The 15,685-nt window shown below is 32.1% G+C and carries 11 protein-coding genes; 4 read left to right on the plus strand and 7 right to left on the minus strand.

Translation table 11 applies throughout. The annotated features are described in order from the left end of the window. Window positions 1-24 precede the first annotated feature (24 nt). A complete protein-coding gene (locus ACZ49Z_RS00985) occupies window positions 25-426 on the plus strand; it encodes a TlpA family protein disulfide reductase (protein WP_464308033.1) in 402 nt (133 codons plus the stop codon). A gap of 184 nt (window positions 427-610) precedes the next feature. Here the strand turns inward: ACZ49Z_RS00985 and ACZ49Z_RS00990 are convergent, their stop codons facing one another. After that, window positions 611-1,435: an Omp28-related outer membrane protein gene (locus ACZ49Z_RS00990; RefSeq protein WP_464306339.1), complete on the minus strand. Its 825-nt coding sequence runs from the start codon at window positions 1,433-1,435 to the stop codon at window positions 611-613. Between the two features lie 138 nt (window positions 1,436-1,573). Here ACZ49Z_RS00990 and ACZ49Z_RS00995 point away from each other — a divergent pair, with 138 nt between their 5' ends. Further along, the gene (locus tag ACZ49Z_RS00995) at window positions 1,574-2,056 is read left to right on the plus strand and encodes a TlpA family protein disulfide reductase (protein ID WP_464306340.1); all 483 of its coding nucleotides are present in this window, start codon (window positions 1,574-1,576) and stop codon (window positions 2,054-2,056) included. After that, the gene (locus ACZ49Z_RS01000) at window positions 2,056-3,801 is read left to right on the plus strand and encodes a DUF6029 family protein (RefSeq protein WP_464306341.1); all 1,746 of its coding nucleotides are present in this window, start codon (window positions 2,056-2,058) and stop codon (window positions 3,799-3,801) included. Before ACZ49Z_RS00995 ends, ACZ49Z_RS01000 begins: the two co-directional genes overlap by 1 nt. A 789-nt stretch (window positions 3,802-4,590) precedes the next feature. Here ACZ49Z_RS01000 and ACZ49Z_RS01005 read toward each other — a convergent pair. The 5 genes from ACZ49Z_RS01005 to ACZ49Z_RS01025 all read right to left on the minus strand — a co-directional run bounded on the left by ACZ49Z_RS01005 (window position 4,591) and on the right by ACZ49Z_RS01025 (window position 13,830). Continuing rightward, window positions 4,591-5,121, minus strand: a complete 531-nt coding sequence (locus tag ACZ49Z_RS01005; protein ID WP_464306342.1) for a putative periplasmic lipoprotein — start codon at window positions 5,119-5,121, stop codon at window positions 4,591-4,593. 33 nt (window positions 5,122-5,154) lie between these two features. Further along, complete coding sequence (locus ACZ49Z_RS01010) at window positions 5,155-6,960, minus strand: T9SS type A sorting domain-containing protein (protein ID WP_464306343.1); 1,806 nt, start codon at window positions 6,958-6,960, stop codon at window positions 5,155-5,157. 289 nt (window positions 6,961-7,249) lie between these two features. Then, window positions 7,250-9,514, minus strand: coding sequence for an aconitate hydratase (locus tag ACZ49Z_RS01015; RefSeq protein ID WP_464306344.1), 2,265 nt, complete (start codon window positions 9,512-9,514; stop codon window positions 7,250-7,252). A 122-nt stretch (window positions 9,515-9,636) separates the two neighbouring features. Beyond that, window positions 9,637-12,414 carry a bifunctional aconitate hydratase 2/2-methylisocitrate dehydratase gene (locus ACZ49Z_RS01020; RefSeq protein WP_464306345.1) on the minus strand — a complete coding sequence of 926 codons (2,778 nt, stop codon included), beginning with the start codon at window positions 12,412-12,414 and terminating at the stop codon, window positions 9,637-9,639. A 309-nt stretch (window positions 12,415-12,723) separates the two neighbouring features. Continuing rightward, entirely contained in the window at window positions 12,724-13,830 is a 1,107-nt protein-coding gene (locus ACZ49Z_RS01025; RefSeq protein ID WP_464306346.1) for an acyltransferase family protein, read from the minus strand. A gap of 38 nt (window positions 13,831-13,868) precedes the next feature. Here ACZ49Z_RS01025 and ACZ49Z_RS01030 point away from each other — a divergent pair, with 38 nt between their 5' ends. Then, window positions 13,869-15,014 carry a hypothetical protein gene (locus ACZ49Z_RS01030; protein ID WP_464306347.1) on the plus strand — a complete coding sequence of 382 codons (1,146 nt, stop codon included), beginning with the start codon at window positions 13,869-13,871 and terminating at the stop codon, window positions 15,012-15,014. Between the two features lie 119 nt (window positions 15,015-15,133). Here the strand turns inward: ACZ49Z_RS01030 and ACZ49Z_RS01035 are convergent, their stop codons facing one another. Beyond that, a complete protein-coding gene (locus tag ACZ49Z_RS01035) occupies window positions 15,134-15,682 on the minus strand; it encodes a hypothetical protein (RefSeq protein WP_464306348.1) in 549 nt (182 codons plus the stop codon). Window positions 15,683-15,685: the final 3 nt, after the last annotated feature.

Below are 15,685 nucleotides of genomic sequence, written 5' to 3' on the forward strand. Positions count from 1 at the left end.
CAGGGCACTGTTTCTGAGTTGTTGTTGCTTGATAGTGATAAAAAGCCTGTGAATTTTAAAACTTTGGTAGCAAAGAATAAAGTGATTTATGTTGATTTTTGGGCGAGTTGGTGCGTTCCTTGCAGGGCGGCTATGCCTGCATCTAAGAAGTTGCATGAGGATTTTAAGGATAAAGATATTGGTTTTTTATATATTAGTATTGATTCTAATTTTGAAGCTTGGCAAAAAGCGAATGTTAAGGAGGGTCTGGGTGTAGCAAATAGTTTATTGGCTACTAATTATCCTGAGGCTTCTTTTTTTAAAGAACATGTATTGAAGTCTATACCTAGATATATGATTTTTGTTAATGGTAAATTGGTTAATAATAATTCTCCAAGTCCTGATAGCAAGGAAATTGCGAAAGTGCTTGATGGTTATTTGTACTAATTGGGCTTAATTTACTTCAATTTTATCACTACTTTTTTATTAGTAAAAATAGTTGCTTAGTACTTTTTTGTTTGTACTCTGCAACTATTTTATAAGTATTTGTTTGATTTTAAAGGCTTGTGTATTTGTGTTAACTACTGTTTTTTCTTATGTCTTTAAAAAAAACTCAAGTTAAATAGAATAACTATAAATTTTCTTGGAATGTTTGTGTTAAATTTGGTTTAGCTCCTCTCACGTTTATAACTGTTCCGCTTGCGTCCATCACTAAAGCAACAAAGGATATTTTTGAGGCGTTGACAACGTTTGTTGGTACGGGAACTGAGAAATTTTCTACAATTGTTTGCCCTGCATTAGTTCCTGACAATGCAATACCATTTACTAAATCTGTTAGACATGATCTTAAAACATGATTGTGTTCAAAGTTTGGAATTGGGTTTTGACCTCCATAAAACGAGGTAGCATTGGTTTGATCATGAATTAAACCGTCTTCCAAAACGTAAACAACTAATCTTAGGTCTGTAAAATTTTCAACAAATTTTACATTAACATCCAAATTAATATTTCCTCCTGTAACGGTTGAGCTTAATGCTATGCCTAGATCTGCATTTGGTTTTATTTGATTTTTTACTTCTACTGTTGAAATTTCATTATCCCAAAGTATGGTTCTATTTAACATTGCTGTTGGATAGCCTGACAATCCTATATTTTGTTCTAATGCTTCTGCTGCAAAATTATAGGGATCTGGGAAAGAACCAGAACTTCTATGAATGGACACTGGATATGCATTTAGTTCTTCTTCTTCTACTTGATCTATACCATGAAGAACTCTTGGGCAAAATTGACACCATGTTCCTGTATAGTCTTCAATTAATACATTTTTTAAAAACTTTCCTGGAATGGGTTCTTCAATAACAATTGCACTTTCTGATGTATCTTCCCAATCGTCGGAGATGCATGAAACGTTTATTAGAACCAATAAAGAAATGGCAATTAGTAGATTTTTTTTCATTATAATTTATGTTTTTCTGTTTTTTATGTGAAATTTTTAAAGCAAATTTAAATAAAAATAAATAAAAATGAATAAAATATATTTATATTTACAACCTTATTATAAAAAAATCAAATTATTTGTAAAACAATTTTCAGTATGAAAAAACTAATTTTATCCTTAGCCTTATTAGTCTCTGCTTTAAGCTTTTCGCAAAAAGAAATTCCAAGTATAACACTTAAAAACTTAGAAGGAACTTCGGTTTCTACTAGTCAAGATTACAACGAGAAAGACAAAATTTATGTATTTTGTTTTTGGGCAACTTGGTGCGCACCTTGCATTCAGGAGTTAGATGCTATTAGTGAGGTTTATGATGATTGGAAATCGGAATTGAATGTAGAGGTTATTGCGGTTTCAGTTGATGACGCTAGAACCAACAAAAGAGTTAAGCCTTTAGTAAATGGAAAAGGTTGGGATTATTCTGTTCTTTTAGATATTAATCAAAGTTTTAAAAGAAGTTTAGGAATATCTAATCCTCCTTATACAGCTGTGGTTAAAAATGGTGAAATTGTTTTCACTCAAAATGGACACACACCAGGCAGTGAAGATCATTTATTTGAACAGTTAAAGGCTTTAAAATAATGAATAAGATAGTCGTTTTCGCTTTTTTATTCTCATCTATGTTTGTGTTTTCCCAAGAGGATGACAATTCTACCAAAACAAAGTTGAAGATTTATGGGAGCTATGAAGCAAATGGTCAATGGTACACAAACGATAAAAACAGACAAATTAAACATGATTCTATTCCATTACGATCTAATAATTATTTAAATCTTAATTTCAATTACGGAAAATTTACTGCTGGAACTCAAATTGAATCCTACACGAATAATGCGTTACTGAATTTTAACCCTAAATTTAAAGGGACTGATTTTGGAACTTACTATGTTAAATATAAATCGGACAAACTTGATGTTACACTAGGGCATTATTATGCTCAATTTGGGAGCGGTTTAGCTTTAAGAACATGGGAGGATCGAGCCCTAGGAATTAACAATGCGTTGAGAGGTGCAAAAATTACTTATACTCCAATAGAGTATGTAAGTTTGACAGCGCTATATGGAAGGGTTAGATCTGGTTTTGATGTTGCTAATGGTGATGTTTATGGTTTTAATACCGACATTGATTTAGGAAATTTAATAAAACTAAATGCTTTTAATTTTAGATACGGTCTTAGTGTTGTGAGTAGGCATGAGGAACTTCCTGAGTCTGTTACTAATTTTGACGAATTTACTAACTTATTTTCTAACCGATTTGAATTTGAATATAAAAACTACTATTTAAACACTGAGTATGTTTTCAAAACTCGTGATGCTATCATCAAAGAAGGTAATTTAGACACCAATTTTGCAAAAGAAGGAAGTGCTTTGTTACTTAATTTTGGTTATTTTAAAAAAGGATTAGGAATTGATGCTAATTTTAGACGTGTAGAAAACATGCAATTATTAGCACAAAGAGATGTTGATAATTATCCTCAACTTTCTAGTACAAGTGTGAATTTTAATGATAAAATATTAAATTTTGTACCTAGTTTAACCAAACAGCATCATTCTAATTTAGCTAATATTTATGTTTACCAATCACAGTTTCAAGTTGTAATGGATCAATCTACTCAGGTGAATAAATTTGGAGAAATTGGCGGACAAATAGACTTTTTCTACGACTTTAAGAAAGGAACTCCTCTAGGTGGTAAATATGGAACAAAAGTGAACCTTAATTTTTCCTCTTGGTTTAATTTAAAAGCCAAATATAGATACACCAATAATGCAGGACAAAACATTCCTAATTATCAAGCAGAATTATTTAGCAGTAGAGAGAAATATTTTTCAGATTATAATATTGAAATTACTAAAAAAATAACTTCTAATTTTAGAACTGCTTTTACCTATATTAATCAATATTATAACAACAAGCAAATTCAAGGTATTTTTAAAGAATATATTGTAAATTCTCACACTTTATTTTCTGAATCTACTTACCAGTTATCTAAAACAAAATCGATAACTTTTGGTTTAGAGCACATGTGGGCTGATAATGATAGAAAAAATTGGTTAGGTGGTAATATTGAATACAACCATAATGAGAATTGGTCTATTTTCGCAATGGACATGTATAATTATGGTTTTGACAAAAATACACACACAATTAGTGAAACGGATTTATTTGATATTCATTTTTATAATTTTGGAGCTGCGTTCAAAAAGGGTAGCTCTCGTATTGCATTGAATTATGGCCGTCAACGTGGAGGTCTTGTTTGCGCAGGTGGTGTTTGTCGATTTGTACCCCCAAGTACTGGTCTAGGATTACAAATCTCCACTTCTTTTTAAAATATCTAAAAAACTATTTTTAATCTCGGTTAGTTAATTCTAATCGAGATTTTTTTATTCGTTATAACATTATTTATTACATGAATAAATACATTCTTGAAACACAAATTTCACTTTATAAGTCTATTACAAAAAAAAACATTACGAAGGTGAGTTCCGATATAAAAATTTTAAAGAAGCATAAATGAACAAAGATTTTTCGTCAGTTTGAGTGTTTTTTACGTAATAAAATGGAGTAAAAAATATATCAAAACCTAATCAATAAGGCATTTATAACATCTCGATACATTTTCAATTCCGCAAGCTACATTGAAAACACTCGATGTGACGGAAGAAAACCAATTAATTTACACAAAACTCACGTTACAAGGTTTAATTTCACCATCAACGCAAGATTAATAAAACCTGTAAACACTCAACCCTTTTCACAACCACTCCCACTATGAAACCTATTGCATAAACTAGATAAAATCGTTAAAGCATATAATTGACAAAAACAACTAATCTAGTTGTATTCTCATCTCCTAACCGATTATATTAGGCTAGCATCTTCGAAATATCTTTTTTCGCTACTTAGTTTAATCCAAATTACGCATTTGAATTCTATTACGAAAAATAGCTGTTTTATAATTTGCTTCAGTACTCCATAATTTAGGTTTAACAAAAATAGATCCATTTGCTTATTTCCATTTCTCTAAAACAGCTTTTTTTAACTAACATTTCTATATAACAAAAGAGTGAACTCACATTGAGCCCACTCTTTTTTTTAAAAAATTTTACCAAATTCTTTTAATTAGAATATCTATATGTAAAAGTAACTTTATTACCTACTTCATTCAAACCTGCATCATATTGATAAACTTCAAATACATAATCTACAGTTGTAGCTGGAGCTACTGGTGATGCTGTATTTTGAATCTTATAAACTCCATTCCCTAGAGTTCCATTAGCCGGCACAGTCAATATTGGCTCACCATTTACAGGATACTTTGATCCTGGATCAATTCCATTTAAACATAAATCACCAATACAGTATTGAACCTGAGTAGCATCTGGAGTTCCTGATACCGAAACAAATTTAGTTCTCACATTCATTGGAGAAGAAGACGTGTTTTTAAAATAAAACTTCAACGCATTTGCATCGTTAGTATTTGAATTAGAGGTTATCACAACCACATCACCGTCTTTAATTTCTGTACCAGTAGTTTTATTCATAACTTTTAATGGTTTAGTATCTTGTGGTTCTTCCGCAGGAGAATCGTCTTTACTACACCCAATTATTAAAAAACTCGCAAACAAAAACATTAACATTTTTTTCATAAGACTCTAAATTTAAATTACTCTAATTATTTATCATTTAATTATTATTCTTTCTGTTTGAACTCCATTTTCATTTTTCATTTTTAACATATAGACTCCTTTTTGCAAGTCAGTTAAATTCAATGAAGCTTGATTTGTTATTCCTTTAGCTCTAAATACTTCTTTCCCTGTAATATCTACAACATTCACATCTGTAGCCAATTCTGTATCTATAGTAAACAAACCATTTGAAGGATTTGGGAACACTCTAATTTTAGCTAAATCAAAAGAAGTATTAGACAACACCTCTTGCGTTGCTTTACTTGAATTCATAACTTGTTTTGTAGCATAATCTTGAATAAAAACAATAACATCAAGATCAGAATATTCTTCAATAAATGTTCCTGCCAAATCAACAGATAATGAAGTAGTAATTGGAGTATCTAATGTACAGTTTAATATTGTTCCACTAGCATCTGGTATCATTTTCATCATAACATTCTTGAAACTTGTTTCACCATTTGAAGCCACATTACCTGTAGTTGTTTTTTCAATTACAGCTACATACAATCTATATTGACCTGCCAAATAAGGAGTCGTAGTAACATTTACATTCATTGTAGTTCCAACCAAATTTTTTGTAGCAGCAACACCAAAATACGCAGGACTTGCTGATTGAACACCTACTTCAGTTTGTAAAGCGGCAGTCGTACCACTTGCAGAAGTTTTTGAATCTATATATAAAGTTGGAGCACCTGTTACCCCATAGAAAGCTCTTCTAACACCTGTTTCTGCAGTGTAGTATGGATCTCCACTACCTGGCCAATTTACTTGATAGTTTATTAAGTTTATATTATTCGCATTCCCAGCATAATAAGGAGAAAATACATTTGCATTATATCCTGCACATGGAGGACATGTTGAACTTGTAAATTTCTCTAACAATGGTGTTCTTGAAGTTGAGTTACTCGCTACTTTTATTGTTTTAACAACCTCATTATCTCCTAAATTATTATCTGTAACTCCATTTGGATTAGAAACCCAAACTTTTAAAGAATAATTCCCTGGAGCTGGAGACCACTGGTCACTGTGAGAATAATTATAAGTTGCTCCAACAGCCAAATTAATACCTGTTAAATTTTGCGAATAAACTGTACCTCCATCAACTTGCCAATTTAGCGTTGCTGAAGTTACTGCATTTGATCCATTATTTTTAAAAGTCCCAGTAACATTATATGATGATCCTCCCAAAATAATTGGTGCTACATCTAAAGATTCTAAGCCTAAATCATTTGTAACTAATTGTTCAACAGAAACATTATCTACAAAGACATTAGTTCCGTATTGAGATGTTGCCACCAGTCTTAAAAACCTTGCACCATTAGTAGCAGCAGGGATATTAAATTGGTAAACATACCAACCATCTGCACTAACCGTTGGAGATAAAGATCGAGATCTATGAACTGTTCCAAGCAATGTACTTGCTGATGGAGCTGTTGACGCAGCTGTCGTTAAGTGAACTTCCACTTTATCTGCATCTGTTGAATAGGCATTATCACGATACATACTAAACTTAACTTTATAGCTATTCGCACCAACTAAACTAAACACAGGAGAAGTTAATGCAAAAACATTTCCTGCAGCAATATCATAAGATGCAAATTTAGCCATACCTGCACCTTCATAGGGCGTACAACTTGGATTTGTACCTGCTGTAACTCTTGTCCATCCAGCATTTGTAGAAGTACCTGTTAATTTATTTACTGTCCAGCTTAAAGCTGTGTTAAAATCTTGAGATATTACTTGCGAATTTACCTGAAATACCACAAATAATACAGCAATTAACGTAATTTTTTTCATGTTTTTTAATATTAGGTTTGATTAATTTGAATACAATATTAGGAAATAATATTTGAAAACCAACAATATAACACCGAAAAAATTAACATAAATTTTAAATTATCAATAAAAATAAGCGCTCAAAAAATATTTTAAACAAAAAAAACAGTAAAAAAAACTAAATTAATACTGATTTAAAAAAATCACAGCTCCAATATAAAAACAAAAGAACTCCTAGTTTTCACTAAGAGTTCTTTAACATTATCTTAACACTACTTGTGTTTTTAAATTTAATGATATAAATTACTAATTATACCTTCCCTGCTGCAATTAAATTTAAAGCAGACCCCGCTTTAAACCACTCAATTTGCCCTTCATTATAGGTGTGATTTGCTAAAACAACATCTTTAGTACCGTCTACATGAACGAATTCAATAGTCAATGGTTTTCCGGGTGCAAACGAAGTCAAGTCTAAGAAATTTACAGTATCATTTTCTTGAATCTTATCATAATCGGCCTCATTAACAAATGTTAATGCCAACATACCTTGTTTTTTAAGGTTAGTTTCATGGATACGCGCAAATGATTTTACTAATACAGCTTTTACACCCAAGAAACGAGGTTCCATTGCTGCATGCTCACGAGAAGATCCTTCTCCATAATTATGATCCCCTACTACAATTGAAGAAACTCCAGCAGCTTTGTATGCTCTTTGAACAGCAGGAACAGCATCATAAGCACCTGTTAATTGGTTTTTAACTTTATTTGTTTCTTGATTGAAAGCATTAACTGCTCCAATTAGCATGTTGTTAGAAATATTATCTAAATGTCCACGGAATCGTAACCAAGGACCCGCCATAGAAATATGATCTGTTGTACATTTTCCAAATGCTTTGATTAACAATTTAGCATTTGTAATATTCTTTCCATCCCAAGGTTCAAAAGGAGCTAATAATTGCAAACGCTCTGATGTTGGCGATACTACTACTTCAACCCTCGAACCGTCTTCAGCTGGAGCTTGAAAACCCGCATCTTCTACATCAAAACCTTTATTCGGCAATTCCTCTCCTTTTGGAGGATTCAATCTCACTTCTTGTCCTTTATCATTTAGTAATGTATCTGTTAATGGATTAAAATCTAATCTTCCCGAAATTGCTAAAGCAGCAACCATTTCTGGAGATGTTACGAAAGCATGCGTATTTGGGTTTCCATCAGCACGTTTAGAGAAGTTTCTGTTAAACGAATGAACAATTGTATTTTTCTCTTCTTTATCTGCCCCTTCTCTATCCCATTGCCCGATACATGGTCCACAAGCATTGGTAAAAACTTTAGTTCCCATTTTCTCGAAAGTTGCAATAATACCATCTCTTTCTATTGTATAACGAATTTGTTCTGAACCAGGATTGATTCCAAATTCTGCTTTTGGAGAAATTCCGTGAGCTACTGCTTGTTCCACAATTGAAGCTGCACGTGTCATGTCTTCATAAGAAGAATTTGTACAAGAACCGATTAACCCCCATTCTACTTTTATTGGCCAACCATTTGCTGCTGCTTCTTCTTTCATTTTAGAAACTGGTGTTCCTCTATCTGGTGTGAATGGTCCATTAATATGGGGTTCCAATTCTGATAAGTTAATCTCAATTAATTGGTCAAAATATTGTGCTGGATCCGCATATACTTCTTTGTCAGCAGTCAAATAGGACGCTACTTTATCTGCAGCATCCACTACGTCTTGACGTCCTGTTGCAGCTAAATACCTACGCATTGAATCATCATATCCAAATGTAGATGTTGTTGCACCAATTTCTGCACCCATATTACAGATTGTTCCTTTACCAGTACATGACATAGACTCTGCACCCTCTCCAAAATATTCAACAATCGCCCCAGTTCCTCCTTTTACAGTAAGAATATCTGCTACTTTAAGAATAACATCTTTTGGAGCGGTCCAACCGTTTAGTTTACCCGTTAATTTTACCCCTATTAATTTAGGGAATTTTAATTCCCAAGACATTCCAGCCATTACATCTACTGCATCTGCTCCTCCAACACCGATAGCCAACATTCCTAATCCTCCTGCATTAACTGTATGGGAATCGGTCCCAATCATCATTCCGCCAGGAAAAGCATAATTTTCTAAAACGATTTGGTGAATAATTCCTGAACCTGGTTTCCAGAAACCAATTCCATATTTATTTGAAACCGATGATAAAAAATCGAAAACTTCACTAGATTGTGATTTTGCACGAGACAAATCGGCCTCTGCACCTACTTTGGCCTGAATGAGGTGATCACAGTGTACTGTTGTTGGCACTGCAACTGTTTTTTTTCCAGCATGCATGAATTGCAATAATGCCATTTGTGCTGTAGCATCCTGACACGCTACTCTATCCGGAGCAAAATCTACATAATCTTTTCCCCTCATAAATGCTTTTGAAGGCATTTTTTCCCACAAATGCGAATATAAAATCTTCTCAGACAATGTTAGTGGACGACCAACTATTTCACGTGCTTCATCTACACGTTCCGCCATAGTCGCATACACTTTTTTAATCATTTCAATATCAAAAGCCATATTATTATTGTTTAATATTTTACTAATTATTTTTCAAGATTACAAGATACAAAAAAATAAGATATATAAAAAAAAGCCTAAGTATAACTCAGGCTTTTAAAGTATATTAACAAAAAATTAAATTATCCTACTAGTTGTTTTTCAGAGGGTTTAAAAGTAGTTAAAACTATCCCTTCAACCGCTGCTTCATATTCTTCCATTGTTGGTGTTCTACCTAAAATAGTAGATAAAACAACTACTGGTGTAGATGACAACAATGATTCTCCTTTTTTCTCATCAGAATCTTTAACAACTCTTCCTTGAAATAAACGTGTAGAAGTAGCCATTACTGTATCTCCTGGTTCTGCTTTTTCTTGGTTACCCATACATAAGTTACAACCAGGACGCTCTAAATACAACATGTTTTCATATTTAGTTCGTGCTAATCCTTTTGGTGCGTTATCATCGAACTCGAATCCAGAATATTTTTGTAACACTTCCCAATCTCCTTCTTCTTTCAACTCATCTACAATGTTATAAGTTGGGGGCGCAACCACTAAAGGTGCTTTAAACTCAACTTTACCATGTTTAGCTTCTACATTTTTTAACATTTGAGCCAAAATTTTCATATCTCCTTTATGAACCATACATGACCCAATAAACCCTAAATCAACTTTTTTAGTTCCTCCGTAATATGATAATGGTCTAATTGTATCGTGTGTATATCGCTTAGAAACATCCTCATTGTTCACATCTGGATCTGCAATCATTGGCTCTATTACCTGATCTAAATCAATTAAAACCTCTGCATAATATTTAGCATTCGCATCTGGTCTTAAAGCTGGTTTTTCTCCTGATTTAATTTCTGCAATACGTTTATTTGCTTTATTTATTAAGCCTTGAAGTACTTGATTTGCATTATCCATACCCTTATCAATCATGATTTGAATTCTAGATTTAGCAATCTCTAATGACTCGATTAAAGTTTCATCTTCTGAAATACAAATAGACGCTTTTGCTTTCATTTCTGCAGTCCAATCAGTAAACGTAAAGGCTTGATCTGCAGTTAAAGTTCCAATATGTACTTCGATTACCCTTCCTTGGAACACGTTTTCTCCTCCAAACTGCTTCAACATTTGCTGTTGCGTAGCATGTACTACATCTCGGAAGTCTGTATATCCTTTCATTTCGCCTTTAAAAGTAACTTTAACAGAATCTGGAATTGGCATTGCCGCTTCTCCTGTTGCAAGTGCTAAAGCAACCGTTCCTGAGTCTGCACCAAAAGCAACTCCTTTAGACATTCTTGTATGCGAATCTCCTCCAATAATTATTGCCCAATCATCTACTGTAATATCATTTAGCACTTTATGAATTACATCGGTCATTGCATGATATTTCCCTTTAGGATCACGAGCTGTAATAAGACCAAAATCGTTCATAAACTTCATTAATTTTGGAATATTTGCTTTTGACTTATTATCCCAAACTGAAGCTGTATGACATCCTGATTGATAAGCCCCATCTACAATTGGAGAAATAACAGTTGCCGCCATAGATTCCAATTCTTGAGAAGTCATTAAACCTGTAGTGTCTTGAGAGCCTACAATATTAACTTCAACACGAACATCTGAACCTGTATGTAAAATTTTCCCTGGCGTTGTTCCAACTGCATTTTTGTTGAATATTTTCTCTACTGCTGTAAGTCCTTGTCCTGCATGAGAAATCTCTTTTGAAGGAGCGTAAACAGGTTGAGTTGCAATACCTAACGTTTTAGCTGCAAATGTTTGAATTTTTTTACCAAATACAATGGCATAAGACCCACCAGCTTTTATAAATTCTACTTTTTGCGGAGTTAATGAAGCTGAAATATCCATCAACTCTTCATTACCTTTGTATAATTTTTTTGTTTTAGTATTTATAGTCAAAACAGTACCCGTTTCAACAGAATAAGCTTGCTCTAATACTATTTCTCCATCTTCGTTACGAATTACATTTCCTTCTGCATCGGTTTTTTTAACCCAATTCTTAAGATCTATTCCAATTCCGCCTGTTACACCAACAGTTGTTAAAAAAATTGGCGAAACACCGTTTGTCCCTGCGATAATTGGAGCGATATTGATGAATGGAACATAAGGACTTGCTTGAATTCCTGTCCATAATGCAACGTTATTTACACCCGACATCCTTGATGAACCAACTCCCATAGTTCCTTTTTCAGCGATTAACATCACGCGCTTGTTAGGGTGTTTTTCTTTTAAAGCTGTGAGCTCTTTTTGCATTTCTTTATTGTGTTCAAAGATACACTGACCATGTAACTCACGATCCGATCTTGAATGCGCGTCTCCACCTGGCGATAATAAATCGGTAGAAATATCCCCAATACCTGCAATAAATGTAACAATTTCTATTTCTTCTTCTACATCTGGTAACTGAGTAAAGAATTCAGCTTTAGCATAACTTTCTAAAAGCTCTTTAGCAATTTCATCTCCATTTCTATAGGCTTCTGCGATACGATTTGTATCGGCATCATATAAGAAAACCTGTGTTTTAAGAACTTTGGCTGCTTCTTTTGCAATAGTTTTATCATTTCCTAAAGCTAAATCCAACAACACCTCAATAGAAGGTCCGCCTTTCATGTGTGATAATAATTCAAAAGCGAAAGCAGGTGTAATTTCTTCAACAACAGAATTACCCAAAATAATTTCTTTTAAAAATTTAGCTTTTACACCAGCAGCGCTTGTTGTTCCAGGCACAACATTATAAATAAAGAAATTAAGCGAATCTGCTCTATTTTCATTATTCAAATCTTTTATTTGGCTAATTATTTCGGTTAATAATTCAGCCCCTTCAATTGGTTTCGGATGAAGTCCTTGACCTTTTCGTTCTTCAATCTCTTGAATGTAATCTTTATAAGTATTCATAATAGGGGTGTTTTTGATGTCTGTAAGTGATTTAAGAAACTAAAAATCTTTCATCTATCACTATTTATTTCTTGATTTTTTTTAAGACGAGCAAATTTACTAAATAGTAATGAGATTTAAAAATTTTTAATAAAAGCATCTTTTCTACTCATTATTATTTAAAAAGATTCTATTTTACTGAAAATTATTCATCAAAAATAGCTTTTAACACGTTTTATTAAATTATTCTTAATTTCAGAATTATTTTTTATCAAATTCTTAAATTTCAAAACTTAGATTACGATTTTGAAAATTTCAACTCCATAAAATCTATCGATCTCTCCTGTCCATAATTGGTTTTTCATAGTATCTATAAAGCAAAAAACTTAATCCAAAAGTAATTATTAAATAGACTACCGTAAAAACGTGTAATTGTGGGATTGTATATTTTGTAGTGTCAATCCAATTTTTCATAAGTTGAAGCACAATACAATAATGAATTAAATATACCGAATAGGATACTTTACTAATAAATTTAACAATTCCCGAAAAGTAATATTTTGTTGTTTTCCATTCGGATAATATTGGTAAAAACAAAGCAAAACCTATTGAATTTATAGGCAAATAGAGTACATTCCAAAAAAAAGAATGTTTATCTATAAAAATTTTAAAATAGCTTACTCCTGCAAAAATAAACATCAACACTAGAGTTCCCAAAACAAAACAACTCTGTTTATATTTTTTCCAAAAATTTGAGTAGTTTTTTGAAAACCATGCCATTGCAACACCAATCAAAATAGCATCTATTCTATAAATCACTACTGATTTTAATGCCATGTTCCAATGTGTCATGGTAGAATTTGTGTTTGCAAAATGATAAACTATTTTCATTGTAACAAAAAAAAGTATTAGAGCTGCAATTACAGAAATAAACCTTTTTGATTTGTTTTTTACTTTTATAAACATTGAAAACAAAAGCGCTATAGGCAACAATAAATAAGCAAATTCTTCTACAGAGAGACTCCATGATTCTGGGAAAAAAGGGAGCATTGGAGTTGAGAAATTTTGAAGAAAGAAAAAATATTTCCACATGGATTTTGCTTCATAGCCTATATAATATGCTAATAGTATATTAATGATTAAAACTAAATAGTAATTCGGAAGGGTTCTAAACCATCTTCTTTTAAGAAAAACGAGAACGTCTAGTTTTCTAAAATGAGCTTGCGTATAGATTTTATATAGCATTCCTCCAATTAAAAAACCACTCAACACAAAAAATACTTCAACTCCCCAAAGTCCAAAAACTTCGAAAGCACTGGTAATAAAATTTCTTTTTGCTGGGTAAATCCATAAAATATGAGAGCATAACACCATTAGTATTGCGAAGGCTCTCATTAAATCTAAACCAAAAATTCGTTGTGTATTATTAGCTTTCATTATAGATTTTGTTATTTTTGTTTTTATAGTATTCAACAATGAGGAAATCAAAGATATATAAAATTTTAGGAGTTCTTTTTTTAATCGGGATAATAGGTGGCGGAATTTTCTATTTTCAGCTTACAAAAAGAAAAAAAGCGATTGTAAAAACAACCATATTACACACATTAGGTTTAGTTGATAGCGAATGGCAAATTGAATCTACTTCTTCTGTACACAAGATGTTATCTCCTACTTTTTTAGTTGATGGTATTTATAAATCTATGGAAGGACCACAAGCTTCAAGATTTATTCAATTGAGTGAAGCAGAGGATTTGTTTTGGATTACTGGTTTTGACATTAAAGCTGTTGATGCTGAAACAAATGCTCTATTATCTAATGATTTTATTTGCCACATGAATGTTGATATTAATGATGTTAATTATTATTCTCATTGGGATTTAAAAGAACGTATTGGTAAACAATTTCCTCGTTTAACTTCTCTTTCCAATGGTTTTATTACTTCCAATTTTCCAGAAGGATATGGTGTCCCTATTAAAGGCAATGATTTTCTCTATATAACTTCTCAGGTATTGAATCATAACGAAGTTTCTATTTTTAAGAAATTAAAACACGAAGTAACCATTACACACGAACCTTACAATGGACAACAAAAACCATTAATGAGCAAGACCGTTTTTATTCAATTACCCTATAATGTAGAGAACCCATATAAGAGTCCGCTTGCTCCAGGTAGTAATCAATGTGTGCCAGTAGATCCAAAATATCATAGTTATACTGATGCCATGGGGCAATCGCTTTCTGGGCACTGGGTTGTACCTCAAGGAAAAAACACCTACAGAAGTTCAATTAAAGATCAATTGCAGTTCAAAGATAGTTTGCGTTTGCATTATTCGGCTATTCATGTGCATCCTTTTGCCACTTCTATTGCTTTGCTAGACGTTAGTACTGGAAAAATACTTTTTAAAAGCACTATTACGAATTTCAAAAACAAGATTGGGTTACAAAAAGTAACTCCCTTTAGTTCTATTGAAGGTATATGGTTATATGCCGATCATGACTATGAATTGGTTTTAGAAGTAGATAATACTTCTGCAATTGACCAAGACATGATGGGAAGTATGTTTTTGTTTTTTTATGATAAGGAATTAGAAGATAAGATTAAGCAGTCTATTCAAAACTAGTACTATTATCTAAAGATATTTCATAAAATCCCACCATTTATATTCTTTAAATTCCTTTCTGATTTTCTAGAAAAAACATTCTTTTCCATTAAAAAAGTTAAGATTGAAACTACAATAAATCACATTTTAGGAGTTATATATGATATTAATTCCCCTTTACAAGTAGCTCCAATATAACCAAGTCCTTTTTGATAATAAAAATCATAAGTAACTCCATTATTGTATTCTGCTCTTAATACAAACAAATTTTTATAATTACAAAATGGGGTTCTTAATTTCCCATCTGTTGAAAGTACAACATACCCTACTTCATCTTCAATTCTTTCCCATTTCTCTTTGTTTTTCATTAAATCAGAATAACGCAACGATTCTGTATTACAACATTCTTCATACTGATATACCTTACCATTTTCTTCTCTTAAATAAAGAAAATCAACTTCACCATTTTCCCACTGTTGCATAAATTCAACATATTGCTTTTCATTTTTTATTTTTATTCCGTTAGGAACTTCATAATAAAAAGTACTATACCAATATATTTTCTTTTTGGTAATATCAAGTGGAAAATAACTTCCTTTATTATTTCCTTTACAAAAATCTTGACCTTCTTTTTGCGCAAACACAAAACTTGAAACAGACAATACAATTAACAAAATAATTTTTCTCATTTT

The sequence above is a fragment of the Flavobacterium sp. KY-23415 genome, assembly GCF_055384985.1.

Coding starts and splice junctions, on each gene's coding strand:
- ACZ49Z_RS00990 (WP_464306339.1), bottom strand. CDS start 1,435: ATGAAAAAAAATCTACTAATTGCCATTTCTTTATTGGTTCTAATAAAC.
- ACZ49Z_RS00995 (WP_464306340.1), top strand. CDS start 1,574: ATGAAAAAACTAATTTTATCCTTAGCCTTATTAGTCTCTGCTTTAAGC.
- ACZ49Z_RS01000 (WP_464306341.1), top strand. CDS start 2,056: ATGAATAAGATAGTCGTTTTCGCTTTTTTATTCTCATCTATGTTTGTG.
- ACZ49Z_RS01005 (WP_464306342.1), bottom strand. CDS start 5,121: ATGAAAAAAATGTTAATGTTTTTGTTTGCGAGTTTTTTAATAATTGGG.
- ACZ49Z_RS01010 (WP_464306343.1), bottom strand. CDS start 6,960: ATGAAAAAAATTACGTTAATTGCTGTATTATTTGTGGTATTTCAGGTA.
- ACZ49Z_RS01015 (WP_464306344.1), bottom strand. CDS start 9,514: ATGGCTTTTGATATTGAAATGATTAAAAAAGTGTATGCGACTATGGCG.
- ACZ49Z_RS01020 (WP_464306345.1), bottom strand. CDS start 12,414: ATGAATACTTATAAAGATTACATTCAAGAGATTGAAGAACGAAAAGGT.
- ACZ49Z_RS01025 (WP_464306346.1), bottom strand. CDS start 13,830: ATGAAAGCTAATAATACACAACGAATTTTTGGTTTAGATTTAATGAGA.
- ACZ49Z_RS01030 (WP_464306347.1), top strand. CDS start 13,869: ATGAGGAAATCAAAGATATATAAAATTTTAGGAGTTCTTTTTTTAATC.
- ACZ49Z_RS01035 (WP_464306348.1), bottom strand. CDS start 15,682: ATGAGAAAAATTATTTTGTTAATTGTATTGTCTGTTTCAAGTTTTGTG.